We start from the raw sequence: 19,204 nt of genomic DNA, 5'->3' as shown, positions 1-19,204 counted from the left end.
CAACAACCGATTTTCTTGAGTGGGAGCCTGCCATGGACGCGCCGGGGGCCGCGTCATCGGAGAAGTTGGCGTGGCCATAGTATTGATATTTGTCGGAAATTTGGCCGCTGGCCGCTGCAGGACCAATCGAAATGCCGCCAATAACATCTCCCGTCCCTCTATGTCGATTGGCCCTAGTGAACATCACTGAAGGCTCCGCAATCGCACCACCGCCTTCAATCCGCCCATACCGGACCGCTCGAGCGCCAGAACGCCTCCATACTCGTTGACGAGGTCTGCGACAATGGCCAGCCCCAGGCCTGTTCCGGGCTTTGTCTCGTCCAGACGCCGTCCCCGCTTCAGCGCGTCGCGCGCCTTGTCCTCGGGAATGCCTGGACCGTCATCCTCTATGCNTCGTCCTTGCCGGTCAAGGGCACGACCGAAACCTGCACCGCGCTCTTTGCCCATTTCATCGCGTTTTCAAGGAGATTGCCCAGCAACTCCTCAAGGTCCTCGCGCTCGCCGGCGAAGACGATCTCGGCCGCCGGCAGCGACAGCGACAGATTTGTCCGCGGATTGAGCTTCTGCATAACCCGCACCATGCGCTGCACCAGCGGCGTCACCGGCGTGCGGTAGACGACGCTGTCGCGTTGTGCCGCGACGCGGGCGCGCTGGAGATAGTGTTCAACCTGCTTCTGCATGGAAGCGGCCTGTTCGGCGATCAGCTGCCCCTTGGCACCGCCGAGCGCGCGGCCCTCGTTGAGCAGTACCGCCAGCGGCGTCTTCAGCGAATGGGCGAGATTGCCGACCTGTGTTCGCGACCGCTCGACGATGCGCCTGTTGTTTTCGATCAAGGCATTGGTTTCGTTGGCAAGCGGTTCGATCTCGGCCGGGAAGCGGCCGTCGAGCCTCTGGGCGGTGCCTTCGCGCACCATGGCTAGCGCGTTCCTGACCCGGCGCAGCGGCTGCAGGCCGAGCAGGATGGCGATCGCGTTGATGGCGATCATGCCGACGCCGAACAGGCTGAGATAGGTCAGCAGGCGGCGCTGAAAGGTAGCGATTTCCTGTTCGAGTTCGCTCTGGTTGCCCATGACGCGGAAACGCGCGGCCCGGTTCTTGGCGTCGAGAACGAATTCGCTCTCGAAAACTTCGAGTTGCTCGCCGTCGATGCCTTCGGCTGCGTAGCTGCGCTGAAAGCTGGCATTGAACGGCACCTCGGCAACGCTCGGCGACGGGATGTTTTTCAACATCGAAGACGAATGAAGATCACCATGCACACCTTCCGAAGCGGGCTCCACCGACCAGTACCAGCCCGAATTCGGCTCCGAGAACCGAAGGTCGCCGAGGTCTGGCGCGCCAGTCAGCGCCCCGCTGTCGGAGATGCCGATCGAACCGATCAGGTTGAACAGATGCGCCGAAAGCAGGCTGTCGAAGCCGCGTTCGCTGGCTTGGCGGTAGAGCGTGGTTATCAAGGTGAAGATGACGACGAGCGTCACGATCGCCCAGACCGTGGAAAAGGCGATGACGCGGAACGTCAGCGAACGCGGCCACAAACGCAGCGAAAGCGGCGTCCTTGCGGTTGGTTTGAGCGGTTCCGAGTTACGCCTCCGGCTCACGCATGCGGTAGCCCATGCCGCGCACGGTTTCGATCATGTCGATGCCCATCTTCTTGCGCAGCCGCCCGACAAACACCTCGATGGTGTTGGAATCGCGGTCGAAATCCTGATCGTAGAGGTGCTCGACCAGTTCGGTCCGCGAGACGACCTCGCCCATATGGTGCATCAGATAGGCAAGCAGGCGGAACTCGTGCGACGTCAGTTTCAGCGGCACGCCGTCGACATCGGCCTTGGAGGCCTTGGTGTCGAGACGCAGCGGCCCGCAGGTCAGTTCGGACGACGCATGGCCGGCAGCCCGCCGGATCAGGGCCCGCAGCCTCGCCAGCACCTCCTCGATGTGGAACGGCTTGGTGACGTAGTCATCGGCGCCGGCATCGATGCCGGAGACCTTGTCGCTCCAGCGGTCGCGCGCCGTCAGGATCAGCACCGGCATCTTGCGGCCGCCGCGTCGCCAACGCTCGACCACGCTGATGCCGTCCATCTGCGGCAGGCCGATATCGAGCACGACGGCGTCGTAGGGCTCGGTGTCGCCAAGGAAATGGCCTTCCTCGCCGTCGAAGGCGCGGTCGACGACATAGCCGGCATCGACCAGCGCATCCGATATCTGCCGATTGAGATCCTTGTCATCTTCGACGACGAGTACACGCATGCGGAGTTCGATACCTGTTGAAGAGCTTTACCTGTTGAAGAGCTTTGTCAGATTGAAGACTGGGGCAGATATAGGCCGATTCCGGCGGCCTGGGAAACGTAGCCTAAGGTTGATTAGATCAGTTCAGCGGAACGACGATTTCGGAACGGCGCGGACGTTGTCCGTCCTTGCCCGGAACGAGCACGACGATGACACAGACCGGCTGGCCGCCGCGCGTCGACTGCGAGGCCTTGGCCAGCGTTCCGCCATTCTGTTCGGCCACCTGTTGGCCGATGGCGTAGCAATCGGACGCCGCCAGTACGATCGGACTGGCCAGGTCGGGCGGCGCGATGACCGGTATCGCTATCGCCTGCGACGCGAACAGTCCGGCAGCACAAAGCGCCAGTGTCGCGGTTCGGAAGTGGGAGCGAAGCGTTTTCATGACCGGCGTTGTAACGCATCGGTGCTGAACGTGAAATGAACGGTGAACGTCGCTGAAAACATGCTCGCCACACCCCTGCAACGCGAGACAATCAACCTGGAATTTCACCGCCTCGAACAGGTGAAATCCCGCGAAAGTCCAGTCTAGACTCGGTTTTGACCATATTGAAAGCGCATCAGGCATTTTCCTGCGTTATCGCGCGAAAACGCAGCAGCCCGTGATGCACGAGCAGATCCTCGTCATGGCGGGCTTCGGCAAATTCCAGCGACAGTCGTGTCTGGCCGCGAGGGCCAATCACCAATGCTGCGTCGGCAAGGCGCGCCTGGATGGCGGCCATGATGGCAAGCGTTTCCGCGTCGCCATGGGCTTTCGACCAGACATGCAGCGTAATCAACTGATCGTCGGTGTTCTCGGTGCCCGTATCCCAGTCGAAAGCGGAGGTATGGCCCCAGGTCACGTACGGAAAAGCGGCATTATCGGTTGGCCGTTCGAGCAGTCCGGCGCCGCCCAGCAAGGCCGACAGCGATGCATCGCTTTTCAGCCTGAGAAACAGTGCCTGCTGTAAATCGCCTGGCGCGGTCATCGTCTTTTCCTCCGGTTCCTGCGCTGCCGACTATTGCTTTTCGGAAGCCTGTCCGCGTTCTGCGTGTTCTGACAGATATAGCCATTCGACGCGCGGAGGCGATGGCGATTCGTCATCGTAATGATGCCGATGATCTCGAAAGGCGACTTTACCAACACCATCGTCCGCGGGCACCGCGCCGGGAGCATAGACACTCGATTCCTGGTCACATATTCTCGCTCTACAGGGTCGCATGACGCAATGTTCCTTGCCGTTTTTGATCCACGAAGCCATTTCGGAAGCTGATGATGCTCGATGCAGAAAAGACCAGGGCTGCGTCTCGGTTGTTGGTAGGCCACTGGGACAAGGGCACCCGTCTCGACGCCATACCTGAGGCGTTGCGCCCACAAACACGGCTCGAAGGTTACGCCATCCAGTCGCATGTCATGGATCGCTCGGTGGCCCCACTTTTCGGCTGGAAGATTGCCGCGACCAGTCTGGCCGGACAAAGGCACATTAACGTCGACGGCCCGATGGCCGGACGTCTCCTGGCCGAAAAAGCGGTGGAGGTCGGCGGGACGGTTTCCCTGGCGACGAGCAAGATGCGCGTGGCCGAGATCGAGTTCGCTTTCCGCTTCGGACGCGAACTGCCGCCTCGTCCGGCACCCTATGAAATCGCCGAGGTGATGAAAGCCGTGGCGACCTTGCACCCGGCGATCGAAATTCCGGACTCACGCTATGACGATTTTTGCGCCGTCGGGGCGCCGCAACTCATTGCGGACAATGCCTGCGCCAATCTGTTTGTCATCGGCGAGGCGGCGGACGACTGGCGAGACGTGGACCTTGCAAAGCACCCCGTGGTCGCCTCCGTTTCCGGAAGGCCGCAACATAGCGGATCGGGAGCAGCCGTGTTGGGCGATCCTCGCATCGCGCTCACCTGGATCGTCAACGAGCTGTCGGGCCTGGGCATAGCGCTCCAACCGGGACAGGTGGTGATTACAGGTACCTGCGTGACGCCGATTGGGGTCGAGGCCGGCGACGAAGTCATTGGCGATTTGGGCAGGTTCGGCAGCGTCTCCGTGCGGTTTGTCTAATAGCCCCCACGCTGCCTGGCCACGAAACTGCGCACCGCCAGCACCAGAACGGTGATGATGATCAGGATCACCGAGAGCGCGGCGATCGCTGGGTCGATGTTGTCGCGCAGGCCCATCCACATCAGCCTGGGCAGCGTGATGGCGTTGACCGAGGTGATGAACAGGGTGACGCCGATTTCTTCCCAGGACAGCACGAAGGAGAGAAGCGCCGCGGTAATGATGCCGAACTTGATGTTGGGCATGATGATGCGGGTGGCGCGCTCCCACACAGTGGCGCCTAAGCCCCGCGCGGCAAGGTCGATGCGGCGGTCGAGCTGGCTGAGCGAGACCAGCATCAGCACCGTGGCGAAGGGCACGGTCATCACCGAATGCGCCATGGCGACGCCAAGCCAGGTGTCGTAGCCGAAGAACGCGCTGAACCCCGAGATCGAGGTCAGCAGGAAGTAGAGCGTGATCGCCGAGACCACCGGCGGCACCACCATCGGCAGCAGCACGAAGCCGACCAAGGCCGCGGTGAAGCGCGGCTGGAACATCCAGACGCCAAGGCTGAAGCACAGCGCGAGCACGGTGGAAAAGGCGCTGCTGACGACGCCGATGCGGATCGAGAGCAGGATCGATTGGAGCCAGCGCGGGTCCTCGACCAGCGCCCGGTAGTGGCGCAGCGATAGTTCGCCCGACGGCATAGCCAGCATGCGGCTCGGCGTCAGCGATACCGGGATGACCGCAAGCAGCGGCATCAGCAGGAACAGCGCCACGAAGGCGGCGATGATCAGCGAGACGGGACCGGGGCGGTAGGTCGGCATCAGATCAACTGCTTCGGTCTGACATAGCGGAACAAAAGCGCCATCAGCGCGCCGACGAACAGCACCAGCACGACGCTGATCGCTGCACCCAGCCCCCAGTCCGGGCTCTGGAAGATCCTGAGATAGATCAGCTCGGCGATCATGACGCTGCGGCCGCCACCGAGGATCGCCGGCGTGACGAAGAAGCCGAGCGAGAAGACGAAAACGATCATCGCCGCGCCGATGATGCCGGAGCGCGTCATCGGCACAAACACCGTCCAGAAGGTGCGCATGCGGCTGGAGCCGAGCCCGCGCGCGGCCAGGAGCACGCGGTCGTCGAGACTGCGCATGGCCGATGCCAGCGGGAAGACGGCGAACGGAATGAGGAAGTGCGTCATGCCGACGATGACGCCGAATTCGTTGCGCACCAGCGCCAGCGGTTCGGAAATGAAGCCGATCGCCTGCAGCCAGGTGTTGATCAGGCCGCGATTGGAGAGCAGCGCCACCCAGCCGAAAGCACGGGTCAGCACGGAAATCCAGAAGGGAACGAGAATGCAGAACTCGGCGATCAGGCGCTGTGCCGGGGTTCCACGCACCCAGACGACGGTGATGGCGTAGGCAGCTGCCACCGAAACGACAGTGACGACCGCCGCGATGCGCAGCGTGCGGATGAACACCGACTGCACGAGATCGTCGGTGAGCAGCGCCTCATACTGGCCGAGGCCGGGCGTCGGCAGTGTAAAGCTCCATTTGACGACGCCGAGGAACGGCCAGGCATAGGCCAGGACAAGAAACAGGAGCAGCGGCGCCATCAACAGCGCCGCGCCCATCCTGTCGGAGAGATAAAATCTCATTTCGACCCGATTACCCCGCCCCTGATCAGGCCGAGATGATCTTGGTGTATTCGTCGAGCGCCGGCCCGTAATTCTTGGCGTACCAGTCCATGTCGAGCGCGATCTGCTTCTTCATGTTCTCGGGATCGACCGGATTGATGCGCTTCTTGTCGGCGGGGATCAGCGCGTCGGCAGCCGGGTTTGCAGGACCTTGGCCGAGCTTGTCGAACATGACCAGCTGCTTTTCAGGGTCCTGGGCACTGGCGATGAACTTCATCGCAGCGTCCTTGCCGCCGGGGTTGCCCTTGAGCACGGCCAGCGCGCCGGGCGAGATCAGGCCCTGGTCCCAGATGAACTTGATCTTGCCGCCCGAATCCTGCTCGATCAGCGAGGCGCGGGTCGACCAGACGATCGCCATCGAGGCCTCGCCATTGAGCAGCACGCTCTGGCTTTCGGCGCCGCCGCCCCAATAGGCAACGACATTTTCCTTGAAGGCGGCGATCTTGTCATGGGCGCGCTTGAGGTCGAGCGGGTAGAGCGACGCAGGCGCGATACCGTCGGCGAGCAGCGCCGCTTCCCAGCTCGACACGCCCCATTTGTAGAGCGAGCGCTTGCCGGGGAATTTCTTCACGTCGAAGAAATCGGCCATGCCGGTCGGCGCGTCCTTGCCGTACTTCTCGGAATCATAGGCGATGACATAGGAGAAGAAATAGGTCGAGGCGGCGTATTCCCAACCAAAGCCGGGCCGCATCTTCTTCTTGTCGACGATGTTGTAATCGATCGGCTCGAGAGCCCCTTGGGCGCCGAGCGTGATGGCCGAGAACGGGTCTACGTCGACGAGATCCCAGGTCGGCGCGCCGCTCTTGAACTGTGCGGCGATGGCGCCTTCGGTCGGACCCGAACCGTCCATCTTGACGGTGATGCCGGTGTCCTTGGTGAAGGCCTGGCCATAGGCGGCATCGTAGGCGGTGATGGCATCGCCACCCCAGTTGACCAGCACAAGTTCCTTGGCCTGCGCAAAGGCACCTGTCGAGCGCAGCAGCATCGGCGTGCCGGCCAGCACGAGTGCCGCCAACTGTGTGAATTGCCGGCGCGAGATCTCGCCGCGACCTGCCCTGGCGGACAGGCTCTCGATGGCTTGTTTCTTGGTGTCATGTGTCATGTCAGTTCCCCTTTTTTGTTGTTGATAGTGCCGGAAAACGGTGCTGCGATATCTCGCCACACCGTTCGTCATTGCCCTCCATACGGAAGGAGGAAACCCTTTTCCGCCGGCCAGGTGAGCCAGACGGAGTTGCCCTTGCTCAAGGCCGCGGCAGCCACCTCGTTCGGCACCGAGACCGTGACCTTGGCGCCTTGCAGCGTTGTCAGGTCGAGCCGCGTTGCCGCGCCGAGATAGGTGGAGTTGGTGGCGGTAGCGGCGATGCCATTCTCACCATCTGCCGCCTCGCCCGATATCGACATGTATTCGGGCCGGATCGCCAGGATGGCATCGCCGCGCACGAGTTCGGCCTTGCAGCCCATGCTGACCGCGCGGTCTTCGCACAGGCCAGTCGAGCCATTGCCGGCGGGCTTGACCCCCTTTAGGGGCAGCATGTTGATCTCGCCGAGGAATTCGGCGACGAAGCGGTTGTCCGGCCGGTCGTAGACCTCGTCGGGCGCTCCGACCTGCAGCAGCTTGCCATGGTTGAAGATGGCGACGCGCGACGACAGCGCCAGCGCCTCGCTCTGGTCGTGGGTAACGAAGACGAAGGTGGTTCCGGTCTCCTGATGCAGCCGCTTCATCTCGGCTTGCATCTGGCCGCGCAGGCCCTTGTCGAGTGCGGAAAACGGCTCATCGAGCAACAGCACGCCCGGCTCGAACACCAGCGCTCGCGCCAGCGCCACGCGCTGCTGCTGGCCGCCCGACAGCTGCGCCGGCAGTTTCTTCTCGTGGCCCTTGAGGCCGACGCGCTCGATCATCTCGCCGACACGGCGCTTGATGTCGGCGGCCGATTTCTTGCGCACCTTGAGTGGGAAGGCGATGTTGGCTTCTACGCTCATATGTGGGAACAGCGCGTAGCCCTGGAACACCATGCCGGCGGCGCGTTGCTCTGCCGGCCGGTCGGTGATGTCGACGCCGTCGCTGAACAGCTTGCCCTCGGTCGGCTGAACGAAGCCGGCAAGGATCATCAGGAAGGTGGTCTTGCCCGAACCGGACGGCCCGAGCAGGGTCAGGAACTCGCCACGGCCGATATCGAGCGACAGATTGTCCAGCGCACGGAACGAGCCGAAGCTCTTGCCGATCCCGATTGCCTTGATCTCTGCGGCACGGCCGGGTTGCTGCATACTGCCCTTTCCCTAACGCTTGTCGAAATCGTAGGCAGGGTGCCGGCTCACCGCAACCGAATAGTTTTCGCGTGATCGGCAAATTCCATTCATCTATGGCGAGATGTCGCCAACTGCCCTCAATACGGCAGAATGCGGTTCTCCTGGAGTTTCGACCGCAGCCATCCCGCGAACGCTTCCAGAACCGGATGCGAAGCCTTGGCATGTTCGGAGACCAGGAAATAGGAGCGCGGCGACTTGATCGCGATGTCGAACGGCCTGACCAGCCGGCCCTCGCTCAGCGCCCGCCGGCTGGTCAGTTCGTCGCCCATGGCGATGCCCTGGCCGGCAATCGCCGCCGAAAAGACGAGGTTCATGTCCGAAAAGAAGATGCCGCCCTCAATGTCGGGGTTTTCCACCTTGGAGAGCGCCAGCCAGCGCGCCCAATCCTCGGTGTCATCGAGATGCAGCAGGTTGGCCCGCAGCACGTCCGACGGCCGGGAAAAACCGCCGATCTTGTTGAGCAGCGTCGGGCTGCAGAGCGGCGTGAACGAGATTTCGCAGAGCGGTTCGACCGCCCGGTTCGGCCAATTGCCGACACCAAACGCAATGAAGGCATCGGCATCGGCGTTGCTAACATCGTCGAGCCGCCGCGGCGTCAGAATGCGCAGCGCCACGTCAGGATACATCTGCCGGAACTCGCCGATATGGGTGCACAAGAACAGCGAGGCGAAGCCGGGCGTGCAACTGACGGCGAACGAGCCGCCGACGCCGGTGCCGGCATCACGCGTCACCGCGTCGCCCAGCACGGTCAACGCCTTGCGCACGTCGCTGGCGTAGCGCTGGCCGCGCGGCGTCAGCGCCACGCCCTTGCCGATGCGTTCGAGCAGGTCGAAGCCGAGGTCGCGCTCCAGCAGGCGAAGCTGATGGCTGACAGCGCTGCGGGTCAGGTGCAACTCGTCGGCGGCGCGCCAGACGCTGCCGTGGCGGGCGAAGCTGTCGAGCGCACGCAGCGCTTGTGTCGATGGTATACGCAAGGAGCCTCAGGTGAACCGAATTTGCACGAACCGGGAAAACATATCACTTTTTAGCGACCCGCTTCACTGCTTTCTTCTCATGCCATGGAGAAACCGGTGGCCACCTCGGCGCAAGCAACCGCCCTTGCCTGTCTCGACGGCATCCAGCCGTTGTTGTCCGCGTGGACACGCACCATCTTCGATTACGGCGAGACCGCGTGGCGGGAGTATCAATCAGCCGCCTGGTATGTCGAGCGGCTGAAACTCGAAGGCTTTTCCGTCGAAGAAGGTTCCGGCGGCATGCCGACCGCCTTCTGCGCGCATTGGACCAATGGCCCCGGCCCGACCATCGGCATGTACGCCGAATACGACGCGGTGCCGGGCAATTGCCAGGATGCCGCTACGGTCGAGCGTCCGCGCCGGGGACTTGGCAACCAGGCCGGCGGCCACACCGACCCGCATTCCGGACTGGGTATTTCGAGCCTCGGCGGGCTGCTGGCGACCAAGGCCGCGATGCAGCGCCACGGCATATCAGGCACGCTGCGCTTCACCGGCGAACCGGCGGAAAAGGTGCGTGGGTCCAAGCCGATCCATGCCGCCAAGGGTTATTATGACGGCCTTGCCGGCATGATCTCCTTTCATCCGTTCTATATGCTGCCGCTCTGCAACACGGCGCGCTGGGACACGCATTGCGGCGCGGCCTACGCGATGATCTATCGATTCATCTGCGACCAACCGGAGCGCTGGGCGCTGGCTGCGGGTGCCGCACCCATTCCGCAAGCACATTCGGCGGCGCGCGCGCCCGGCGCCAACGACGCATTGATGATGATGTACATGGCCTCCAAGGCTCTGCGCGATTCCATGCTGCCTCACCAGGGCGGCTGGTCGATCAGCGAGGCGATCCTGACGGCGGGGCAAGCGACCGCCGACAATTTGCCGGCGGGGCTGGCCGAGATCCAGTACATGATCCGCGTGCCGACGCTTGCCATGGCCGAGCAGGTCACCGCGGTGCTCGACCGCAATGCCGAGGCCGCTGCCAGCATGAGCGGCTGCCGCCATGAGCGGCATTGGGTGTCGAAGTCACGGCCGGGACTTGCCAACCATGCCATGGCCGAAATCGCCTATGAAGCACTGTCGAGCGTGGGGCCGCCGCGCTGGGACGAAGACGCCAAGGCAGTCGCGCGCGAAATACAGGTCAATGCCGGGCGCATGGCGAGCGACGAGCCGTTCATAGAAGAACTGGAGCGCCTGATCGAGCCGCAGGCGGCGGAAGCGATCCTGCGCCGCGATCTGCCGCCCTCGCAGGTCAATTCGACCTCCGACGATTACACCGACATGTCGTGGCATGCGCCGACGGCGCGCTTCTATGTCGCCCGCCCGGCGCTGCGTTCGGAGACCGGCTATCCCTATCCGTCATGGGTGATGAATGCGTTGGGCGGTATTCCCGCCACCATCGACCCGATGGTGGCCTGCGCCTCCCGCACGATCGCGCTCGCCGCCCTTCGCCTGCTCGAGGACAAAACCGCCCGCGATGCGGCGATGAATGAATTCGTCGCCCGCACCGGCGGCGGCATAGGCGGCTCGAACTGGATCGCGCCGCTCTGCGACTACGAGCCGCCGATTGGATTTCGTTGGCCTGAATATGTCACCACCCCACGCGGACGCGACTGGTGGATACCGAGCAATTAGACACCCTCACGAGGAGCACCCCATGACCGTTCATGACCGCATTGTCGCCGAGCCGTTTTCGCTGCAGCGCCGCAACCCTGCCGGCGGCACCAAGCCGCTGACCGCCTGGGGCTTCGCCAACGAGACCGACGTGCTGACCGACGTGCTGCTCGGCTCACCCAATTTCCTGCGTCATCTCTCGACTAGCTCGCTGTCGCGAAAGCATCTGCGCGAGGCACCCTGCAACGTGCAGATTGCCCAGGCGCAGCACAAGGACCTTGTCGCCGCCTACGAGCATTTCGGCGTCCACATCCACTGGCACGAGCCGACGCCGGAACTGCCGATGCAGGTCTATTCCCGCGATTCCAGCGTCATGACGCCCTACGGCGCCTTCATCACCGCCATGGCCAACTGGTGGCGGCGCGGCGAGAATTATGCCGCAATCCGCAGCTACGAAAAGCTCGGCATCCCGATCTACGACATGGTCACGGCTGGTACGTTCGAGGGCGGCGACTTCAACGTCATCGAGGACGGCGTCGTGCTGATCGGCTGCGGCGGCGCCCGCACGCAGGAGGAAGGCGCGCGCCAAGTACAAGCCTGGTTCGACAAGGAGGGCTGGGAAACCCGCATCGCCTTCATCGACGAATACTACGTCCATATCGACCTGATGGTGGTGCCGATCGCCGAAAAGCTGACCGCCGTCTGCCTCGCCTGCACCGAACCCGGCATCGTCGACTGGCTGAAGGGCAAGGGCCACGAGATCATCGACGTGCCGTTCCGGGACACGATGGCCCTCGGCTGCAACTTCATGTCGCTCGGCAAGGACCGGGTGATCGCGCCGACCTCCAGCCAGACGCTGATCGGCCAGCTCAAGGCGCGCGGTTTCGAGGTCGCGGCCGTCGACATGAACGAGATTTCCAAGACCGGCGGCGGCATCCACTGCATGGCGCAGGCGCTGAAGCGCGAACCGGCCTGAGGAGTGGGATAGCGCTACGCTGCTTCGCTCACATTCGCATCAGCATGATCGGCATCCTGGCGGCCGAGGGTGCAAGGTCGCGCGGGCAAAACGGCTGAGATCGCCGGCTGGCGGCACCATGTGCCCGGCTTGCGAGTCGGAACGCTGCCCGATGCGAAACTTGCGCGATAGCTAATATAAGCGCACAGTAAAACCGTCTTTTGGGATAGGACAGCTCATCTGCAAATCGGGAGGAAACCATGAACACCATGAGCCTCACCACGCTTGAACGCGGCAAAACGACAGTCGACGCCGCAGCCCTGGAAGCGTTTTCGGCACAATTGCGCGGCAAAATGCTGAGCGAAGGCGATGCAGCGTATGACGAAGCACGGACCGTCTGGAATGCCACGGTCGACCGGCTGCCCGGGCTGATCGTGTGCTGCGTCGGAGCTTCCGATGTCATCAGTGCCGTGAATTTCGCCAGGGAGAACAGGCTTCTCGTCTCGGTGCGCGGCGGCGGCCACAACATTGCCGGAAGTGCGGTCTGCGATGGTGGCCTGATGATTGATCTGTCATTGATGAAATCGGTGCGGGTCGATGTCGCTGCGCGGCGGGCATGGGTCGGGCCTGGCGCGACGCTTGCCGATGTCGACAAGGAAACGCAGGCCTTCGGGCTGGTGGTACCGACCGGCATCAACTCGACCACCGGCATATCCGGCCTGACGCTGGGTGGCGGCTTCGGCTGGATCACCCGCAAATTCGGCCTGACCATCGACAATCTTGCCTCCGTCGATGTGGTCACCGCCGATGGCAAACTGCTCCGGGCCAGCCATGCCGAAAATCCGGACTTGTTCTGGGCGCTGCGCGGCGGCGGCGGCAATTTCGGCGTCGTCACGGCATTCGAGTTCGAACTCCATGAGTTTGGACCGCAAGTGCTGGCGGGGCTTGTCGTCCATCCCTTCGCCGATGCCGAAAAGGTGCTGCGGGAGTATCGCAAGGCGCTCGAGACCGCACCTGACGAGTTGACCTGCTGGGTGGTCATGCGGCAGGCGCCGCCGCTGCCCTTCCTGCCCGCGGAGTGGCATGGCAAGGAGGTTCTGGTGCTGGCCATGTGCTATTGCGGCGACATCGAGGCAGGCGAAAAGGCGACGCAAAAACTTCGAGCCATCGGCACGCCGATTGCCGATGTCGTGGGCCCCAGCCCGTTCACCGGCTGGCAGCAGGCATTCGACCCACTGCTCACGCCCGGCGCCCGCAACTACTGGAAGAGCCATGACTTCACCGAGTTTTCCGAGGAGGCGGCTGCGGTCGTCAGGGGGGCAATAGCCAGGCTGCCGGGACCCGAATGCGAGATATTTATCGGCCATGTCGGCGGCGCGGCAGGTCGCGTCAAGGAGGACGCAACGGCGTTTCCACAGCGCAGTTCGCATTTCGTCATGAACGTTCACGCCCGCTGGCGCGAACCGACGATGGACAAGGCTTGCACCGACTGGGCTCGTTCAATCTGCGAGGCGGCCAAACCTTATGCCGCCGGCACCGCCTATGTGAACTTCATGCCAGAGGACGAGGTCGACCGGGTCGAAGCGGCCTATGGTGGCAACCATCGACGGCTTCTGGAAATCAAGCAGCGCTACGACCCATTGAACCTGTTCCGCATGAACCAGAATTTGCGCCCGAAAGAAAGCCTGCGAGCTGCTTGAGGCGCGCCCGTGCTGCAGTGATAAAAAAGCACACGTCGCCGCTGGAGGCGCGGGCTTTTACTGTCACATGCTGTTGGCGTCGAGTTGTATTCCCGGCCCGGCCCATCAGCAACAAACCCGATACTGTGTCTTCGCCGCCCTTGTGAGTGCTGGAAAAATGGAGGAATAGTCTTGCGGAATGCATCGCCCTGAAATTGCCGGTTTGCGGTTCTCAGGTCGTGCAATTGCTAGCCGGATATCGAATGGCCAGTCCCGAACCGCGCAAGAGAAGAGGTCCGATCGCCGCCCGGCTGCTGGCGCTCGACGCGTGGATCGATTCCTCGCTCTACGAGATCGGTTTCAAGGCGCGCCAGTTCTGGGAATCGGCGACGATCTTCTCGCGGCGCTTCCGCGTCAACGGCTGGCGCCGTGGCATCATCGAACTGTTGAGCGAAGGTTTCACGCTCGGCGCCGTCGGCATCGTGGTGATGCTGGCGCTGGCCATTCCGGCTTTCCAGGACACGGCCGGCGACTGGCGCGCCCAGGGTGACTTCGCCGTCACCTTCCTCGACCGCTATGGCAACGAGATCGGCCAGCGCGGCATCATCCAGCGCGATTCCGTGCCGGTCGACGAGATGCCCGATCACGTCATCAAGGCGGTGCTTGCCACCGAGGACCGTCGCTTCTTCGATCACTACGGCATCGATGTGCTCGGCCTTTCGCGCGCCATCTTCGAGAATGTGCGGGCGAACTCCGTCGTTCAGGGCGGCTCGAGCATCACCCAGCAGCTGGCCAAGAACCTGTTCCTCACCAATGAGCGCACGCTGGAGCGCAAGATCAAGGAAGCCTTCCTGTCGCTGTGGCTCGAGGCCAATCTATCGAAGAAGGAGATCCTGCAACTCTATCTCGACCGCGCCTATATGGGCGGCGGGACGTTCGGCATCGAGGCGGCCGCCGACTTCTATTTCGGCAAGAGCGTCAAGGACCTGAACCTCGCCGAAGCGGCGATGCTGGCCGGTCTGTTCAAGGCGCCGACCAAATACGCCCCCCACATCAACCTGCCGGCGGCGCGTGCGCGCGCCAATGTGGTGTTGTCCAACCTTGTCGATGCCGGCTTCATGACCGAGGGCCAGGTCCTGCAGGCCAGGCTGCATCCGGCCGACGTCGTCGATCGAGGCGAACAGAAGAGCCCGGATTATTACCTCGACTGGGCATTCGACGAGGTCAAGAAGATCGCCAAGCCCGGCCAGCACTCGCTCGTCGCCCACACGACCTTCGACGCCAACATCCAGAAGGCGGCGGAAGAATCGGTGGAATTCCACCTGCGCCAGTTCGGCAAGGAGTACAACGTCACCGAGGGCGCGGTCGTGGTCATCGAGACCAACGGCGCCGTGCGCGCCATCGTCGGCGGCCGCGACTACGGCGCCAGCCAGTTCAACCGCGCCACCAAGGCGCTGCGCCAGACCGGCTCGTCATTCAAGCCCTATGTCTACGCAACGGCGATGGAACACGGCTTCACTCCCAACTCCATTATTTCCGGCGGCCCGATCAGTTGGGGCAGCTGGTCACCGCACAATTACAACGGCGGGTCGGCGGGCAACGTCACCTTGATCATGGCAATGGCCAAATCGATCAACACCGTGCCGGTGCGGCTGGCCAAGGATCATCTCGGCATCGGCCCGATCAAGGCCATGGCCGAGGCGATGGGTGTGGAATCGCCGATCGAAGCACACAAGACGATGGTTCTCGGCACCTCGGGCATGACCGTGATGGACCAGGCGACGGGCTACAGCGTGTTCGCCGACAATGGCTTCGTCGGCTCCCGGCACGGCGTCAGCCAGCTCGTCACCCGCACCGGCGAGGTGGTCTATGATTTCGCCAAGGATGCGCCGCCGCCGCACCGGGTGCTGTCGGAGCAGGCACTGAAATCGATGAACACCATGCTGGCGGCAGTGCCGGTGATGGGCACCGCGCGGCGGGCTCAACTTCCCAACATCGTCGTCGCTGGCAAGACGGGCACGACGCAGTCCTACCGCGACGCCTGGTTTGTCGGCTTCACCGGCAACTACACGGCGGCGGTGTGGATGGGCAATGATGACTTCACGCCGACCAAGAACATGACCGGTGGCTCACTGCCGGCGATGGTGTGGCAGCGACTGATGGTCTACGCGCACCAGAATATCGACCTCAAGCCGATCCCGGGCATCGACAAACCTTTCGTCGACGAGGAGATCGCGGCCAAGGCCGAGGAAGCGCTGAAGAAGAGCGACGAACAGGCGGCGGCCAATGCGGCGGCCGAGCGGCCGCCGGTGCTGTCCAGCCGCACGACCCAGACGCTGCGGGACATGACCACGCTGTTCCAGTCGGCCCCCGTCCTCAGTACGCCTCAACCGCCGGAGACGCTGTCGGCGCTGTGATCTTTCCGACTGGGCAGGTCTTTCAACTGGTCCGGGGCGGCAAATCCATCGGCCCGCTTGCCACAAGGCCCCGCGCCGCGATATCCCCGAGCGGCAACTCTTCGTGTTCCCGGCCCCTCATGCTCAAGAATGCCTTCCTGACGCTGCTTTCGCTTGCCATAGCCATCGTCGGCGGTGGCGGCAGCGTCTGGTATGCGCTGAAAGTCCAGGATGGTGTCGGCGCCATCAGGATCGGCCAATGGACGGCCTTTCCCGATATCGGCACGCCGGCCGCCGATCCCTATTCCAAAGCCCGCGTGGCGCGCGAGGGTGTGCTTGCGCTCGGCCGCGCCGAGGGGCTGTCCTTCGTCGCCGAGCGCGACACGGGCGGCGCCGAGCTCAAGCGCGAATGCACCTACACAATCGAGGGTGGTTTCCCGACGGCACGGTTCTGGACGCTTTATGCCGCCGACCAGTCGCTCGGCGTGGTCGAAACCGGCAAACCCCGGCTGGCGGCGCTGCAATCCTATGGGGTGGTGCGCCAGCCCGACAATTCGGTGATCATTTCCGCCGGCCATCACCCGATGCCGGGCAACTGGCTGCTGACAGACGGCTCCGGCAGGATGTATTTCGTGCTGACCTTCTACGACACGCCGATCGCCAGCAGCACCGGCCTGTCGGACGTCTCGCTGCCGCAAATCGTCAAGGTCGGCTGCAATGCGTAGTTTTTACGCTGCGATGCGCGGACTTCTGCATGCCGTCCTGCTCGGCCTGCTCGGCGCCGGCATCGTGCACATCGCCGTGCTGCTGCTGGTGCCCGAGTTTTCCGAACGCGATGCCTGGTCGCGGCTGTCCATGGCGTCGGACCTATACAAGATGACGCGGCTCGATGCCGAGGCCGGTGGCGCGCCCGTGGTGAAATCCGTCGACCCGCTGTTTTACGCGACGGCCTGCCGGTTCGATCTGGGCGAAGGCATGGTCCGCGTCAAGGCACCTGGACATGTCCCGTTCTGGTCGGTCTCGGTCTATGACCGCAGCGGCCACAACATCTATTCCTTCAACGACCACACAGCGACCGGCGGCGTTCTGGATGCCGTCGTGCTGACGCCGGCGCAGATGATCGACGTGCGCAAGGATCTTCCAGAGGATCTTCAGGGGGCGATCTTCGTCGAAGCGCCGATCGAGGAAGGCATCTTCGTCATCCGCGCCTTCGTCCCCGACGAGAGCTGGAAGCCGATCGTGTCGCACTTCTTCGAACAGAGTTCCTGCGAGTTGCAGGACTTCTAGCCATGATCCCGGACCAGTGGTCGGTGGCCGCCGAAACTCAGTGGTGCGGGACCGGTTTTGTTCCTGGCGAGCCCGGCTTGTCGGGATCGACCGGCCGCACTTCGCCGGCACACGGCCGCTCGTAGCGGATGCCGGGAAAGATGATCACCGCCGCCGGCATTTCAGCGGTTTGCTTTACTCTGGTGTTTGGTGCCGTACGCGGCACGAAAGACAGTACCATGCCCATGGTTCGCGCATTCCTCTCGGTTTCCCCGGAGCACAACGCAACGCCTCCAAATGTCATTAAGGCCGGCAGAGGGTTAACGGAACGCTAACGGATCGTCGCTAACTTGAACTTTGTTCTTGGCATTCTCGGAACCGACACGGTCCCGGTCGAGCGTCGTCAAGGTTGTGTCGAGTACGGGCGTATCCTTCGTGTCATCTTCGGACTTCAGGCAAATCGCGGTACGAAAAGACTCGGGAAAGGCCGAAAGGCTGTTCCGCGCCGCGGTGTCGGCGTTCTGCTCGCTCACCCGCCCTTCACGCCGTGAGATTGGCCAACTCGAAGACCTGACGCTGCCGCTGTTCGACAATGTGTCCGTCGAATCTCGCCGTTACGTGGCGGCCGCCCTTTCCGAATGCGAATACGCCCCCGCCGCCCTGGTGCGCCGCCTTTGCGAGGAACCGGTCGACATTGCCGCGCCGCTGCTCATCCGCTCACGCGCCGTCAGCGACATCGATCTCATCGCCCTGATCGGGCGACATGGCCTGCCGCATGCGCGTGCCATCGCCCGCCGCAAGGGCTTGAACCCGACCATTGCTGATCTGATCAGGGCCCTAGAGAGGCCAACCCTGGTGCGTGCGCCTGAACCGGATGCGAACGCCGCCGCGGCAGACAAGATCGCGCCAGCGAGCGCGGAAACCGCCTCCGGCGAGTTGGCCCGGGAACAGGCGCTCGGCATCGCAGCCGAGAATGCACGGCGCAGGCTGCGCTCGATGATGCGCCCGGGCGATGAGGCGGCAGCGACGAACGCCGATCCTTTCAAGGGCGCCGACACCTATGTGAAATTGCGCGAGACAGCTCTGACGGGAAACGCCGCGTTCTTCCAAACCGCGCTCGCCGATGCACTCGATATCGATTTCGAGATCGCGCGATCGCTCACCGCCAACCAGAATTATGCCTCACTGCTTGCCGCCTTACGCTCGCTCGACCTCAGCGAGGACAGGGCCTTCCTGATCGCGGTTGCCGTCTATCCCAGCCAGTTCCCGCATCCGCAGGCTATCCGGACTTTCCTCGACCGTTACCGGCTGCTGCATCGCGAAGCGGCCCAGGACAAGATGCGGTCGTGGCGGGCGGAAACCCTTTCAAGGGCGGTTCGCGGCGCAGCACCTGCCAACAGCGATACACGCACCGCCTCGAACAGCGACGATGCGGCTGATACCTCCGGCCTCAGGGCGTCTTCACGGAAATAAGCTCCTCGACAGGCACGGTGCCGGCCTCGATCTCGACCACCCAAATGTCGGGATCGAACTTTTTCTCCCTTTCCAGCCTGGCGTCGAGCACGGAGGCATCCTCGCCGGCTCCGAGCAGAGTGAAAAACCGGTCGTCGGGCTTGGCCGAATCATAGCTTGTCTGCGGCGCCGGCCCGAAGAGGGCAACCTCGCCCAGCCTGCCCCGCGCCAGGACGAAGATAGCGCCGGCCTCGGTCGCGCCGCGCTTGACCACGGCGGCAAATCCGCCGGCGCCGAAAACCCGGCGCAACAGGGCCGAGACCCACAGATCCGATGTGACACGCATGAGAAAACTCCGCGAATGCATGTCGCCCAAAAGGTGGGTTCCGGTTTTGGAACAACGGCATGCATGAGAACAAGGCAGGCGGGTTCTCTAAAGTAGTTTGCCGTTTCAAGGAAACGGCAAACTACTTTAGCCCTTGTTTGACGCGATTCCGGACGGAAAACCGTTTCACACTTTTCCTGGAATTGC

At 63.2% G+C, this 19,204-nt stretch carries 18 protein-coding genes and 1 pseudogene; 8 read left to right on the top strand and 11 right to left on the bottom strand.

Annotated features, from left to right (window positions below; translation table 11 throughout):
* Nucleotides 1-183: 183 nt before the first annotated feature.
* The 4 genes and pseudogenes from X735_RS01000000166190 to X735_RS143610 all read right to left on the bottom strand — a co-directional run bounded on the left by X735_RS01000000166190 (nt 184) and on the right by X735_RS143610 (nt 3,248).
* Nucleotides 184-1,595: pseudogene (locus X735_RS01000000166190) on the bottom strand (ATP-binding protein).
* Complete coding sequence (locus tag X735_RS143600; RefSeq protein WP_023812809.1) at nt 1,579-2,244, bottom strand: response regulator transcription factor; 666 nt, start codon at nt 2,242-2,244, stop codon at nt 1,579-1,581. The pseudogene X735_RS01000000166190 and the gene X735_RS143600 overlap by 17 nt, the downstream one beginning before the upstream one ends.
* A 118-nt stretch (nt 2,245-2,362) precedes the next feature.
* Complete coding sequence (locus tag X735_RS143605; RefSeq protein WP_023812808.1) at nt 2,363-2,665, bottom strand: hypothetical protein; 303 nt, start codon at nt 2,663-2,665, stop codon at nt 2,363-2,365.
* Between the two features lie 175 nt (nt 2,666-2,840).
* On the bottom strand, nt 2,841-3,248 hold the full coding sequence (locus X735_RS143610; protein ID WP_023812807.1) for a DUF3168 domain-containing protein: 408 nt from the start codon (nt 3,246-3,248) through the stop codon (nt 2,841-2,843).
* A 287-nt stretch (nt 3,249-3,535) separates the two neighbouring features.
* On the opposite strand from X735_RS143610, the gene X735_RS143615 reads away from it, so the two are divergent.
* Nucleotides 3,536-4,321: a fumarylacetoacetate hydrolase family protein gene (locus X735_RS143615; RefSeq protein WP_023812806.1), complete on the top strand. Its 786-nt coding sequence runs from the start codon at nt 3,536-3,538 to the stop codon at nt 4,319-4,321.
* Here X735_RS143615 and X735_RS143620 read toward each other — a convergent pair.
* The 5 genes from X735_RS143620 to X735_RS143640 all read right to left on the bottom strand — a co-directional run bounded on the left by X735_RS143620 (nt 4,318) and on the right by X735_RS143640 (nt 9,277).
* The gene (locus X735_RS143620; RefSeq protein WP_023812805.1) at nt 4,318-5,124 is read right to left on the bottom strand and encodes an ABC transporter permease; all 807 of its coding nucleotides are present in this window, start codon (nt 5,122-5,124) and stop codon (nt 4,318-4,320) included. The genes X735_RS143615 and X735_RS143620 overlap by 4 nt on opposite strands.
* Nucleotides 5,124-5,957, bottom strand: a complete 834-nt coding sequence (locus X735_RS143625; protein WP_023812804.1) for an ABC transporter permease — start codon at nt 5,955-5,957, stop codon at nt 5,124-5,126. The genes X735_RS143620 and X735_RS143625 overlap by 1 nt, the downstream gene beginning before the upstream one ends.
* Before the next feature lie 25 nt (nt 5,958-5,982).
* Nucleotides 5,983-7,098 (bottom strand): ABC transporter substrate-binding protein, encoded by a 1,116-nt coding sequence (locus X735_RS143630; protein ID WP_023812803.1) that lies wholly within the window; start codon nt 7,096-7,098, stop codon nt 5,983-5,985.
* 68 nt (nt 7,099-7,166) lie between these two features.
* On the bottom strand, nt 7,167-8,261 hold the full coding sequence (locus X735_RS143635; protein WP_023812802.1) for an ABC transporter ATP-binding protein: 1,095 nt from the start codon (nt 8,259-8,261) through the stop codon (nt 7,167-7,169).
* Nucleotides 8,262-8,380: 119 nt separating this feature from the next.
* A complete protein-coding gene (locus X735_RS143640) occupies nt 8,381-9,277 on the bottom strand; it encodes a LysR substrate-binding domain-containing protein (RefSeq protein WP_023812801.1) in 897 nt (298 codons plus the stop codon).
* Between the two features lie 84 nt (nt 9,278-9,361).
* Between X735_RS143640 and X735_RS143645 the strand changes: the two genes are divergently transcribed.
* The 6 genes from X735_RS143645 (at nt 9,362) to X735_RS143670 (ending at nt 17,241) form a co-directional block, all read left to right on the top strand.
* Nucleotides 9,362-10,945, top strand: a complete 1,584-nt coding sequence (locus tag X735_RS143645) for a peptidase M20 (RefSeq protein WP_031213575.1) — start codon at nt 9,362-9,364, stop codon at nt 10,943-10,945.
* 22 nt (nt 10,946-10,967) lie between these two features.
* Complete coding sequence (locus tag X735_RS143650) at nt 10,968-11,900, top strand: dimethylarginine dimethylaminohydrolase family protein (RefSeq protein ID WP_023812799.1); 933 nt, start codon at nt 10,968-10,970, stop codon at nt 11,898-11,900.
* A gap of 239 nt (nt 11,901-12,139) precedes the next feature.
* Entirely contained in the window at nt 12,140-13,579 is a 1,440-nt protein-coding gene (locus X735_RS143655; RefSeq protein ID WP_023812798.1) for an FAD-binding oxidoreductase, read from the top strand.
* A gap of 242 nt (nt 13,580-13,821) precedes the next feature.
* A complete protein-coding gene (locus X735_RS143660) occupies nt 13,822-15,975 on the top strand; it encodes a penicillin-binding protein 1A (RefSeq protein ID WP_023812797.1) in 2,154 nt (717 codons plus the stop codon).
* A gap of 119 nt (nt 15,976-16,094) precedes the next feature.
* Entirely contained in the window at nt 16,095-16,679 is a 585-nt protein-coding gene (locus X735_RS143665) for a DUF1214 domain-containing protein (RefSeq protein WP_023812796.1), read from the top strand.
* On the top strand, nt 16,672-17,241 hold the full coding sequence (locus tag X735_RS143670) for a DUF1254 domain-containing protein (RefSeq protein ID WP_023812795.1): 570 nt from the start codon (nt 16,672-16,674) through the stop codon (nt 17,239-17,241). The genes X735_RS143665 and X735_RS143670 overlap by 8 nt, the downstream gene beginning before the upstream one ends.
* A gap of 37 nt (nt 17,242-17,278) precedes the next feature.
* On the opposite strand, the gene X735_RS1000000167925 is transcribed toward X735_RS143670, so the two are convergent.
* Nucleotides 17,279-17,467: a hypothetical protein gene (locus X735_RS1000000167925; RefSeq protein WP_023812794.1), complete on the bottom strand. Its 189-nt coding sequence runs from the start codon at nt 17,465-17,467 to the stop codon at nt 17,279-17,281.
* Nucleotides 17,468-17,655: 188 nt separating this feature from the next.
* Between X735_RS1000000167925 and X735_RS143675 the strand changes: the two genes are divergently transcribed.
* Nucleotides 17,656-18,693: a hypothetical protein gene (locus tag X735_RS143675; protein ID WP_023812793.1), complete on the top strand. Its 1,038-nt coding sequence runs from the start codon at nt 17,656-17,658 to the stop codon at nt 18,691-18,693.
* Here X735_RS143675 and X735_RS143680 read toward each other — a convergent pair.
* Nucleotides 18,671-19,018 carry a DUF1491 family protein gene (locus X735_RS143680; protein WP_023812792.1) on the bottom strand — a complete coding sequence of 116 codons (348 nt, stop codon included), beginning with the start codon at nt 19,016-19,018 and terminating at the stop codon, nt 18,671-18,673. The two genes, X735_RS143675 and X735_RS143680, sit on opposite strands and share 23 nt — an antisense overlap.
* Between the last annotated feature and the right edge of the window lie 186 nt (nt 19,019-19,204).

Origin of the sequence: Mesorhizobium sp. L2C084A000, from assembly GCF_000502875.1 — a bacterium.
GTDB lineage: Bacteria > Pseudomonadota > Alphaproteobacteria > Rhizobiales > Rhizobiaceae > Mesorhizobium.
Note: the sequence above shows the minus strand (reverse complement) of the source record. Positions and strands in the feature narration are given on the sequence as shown.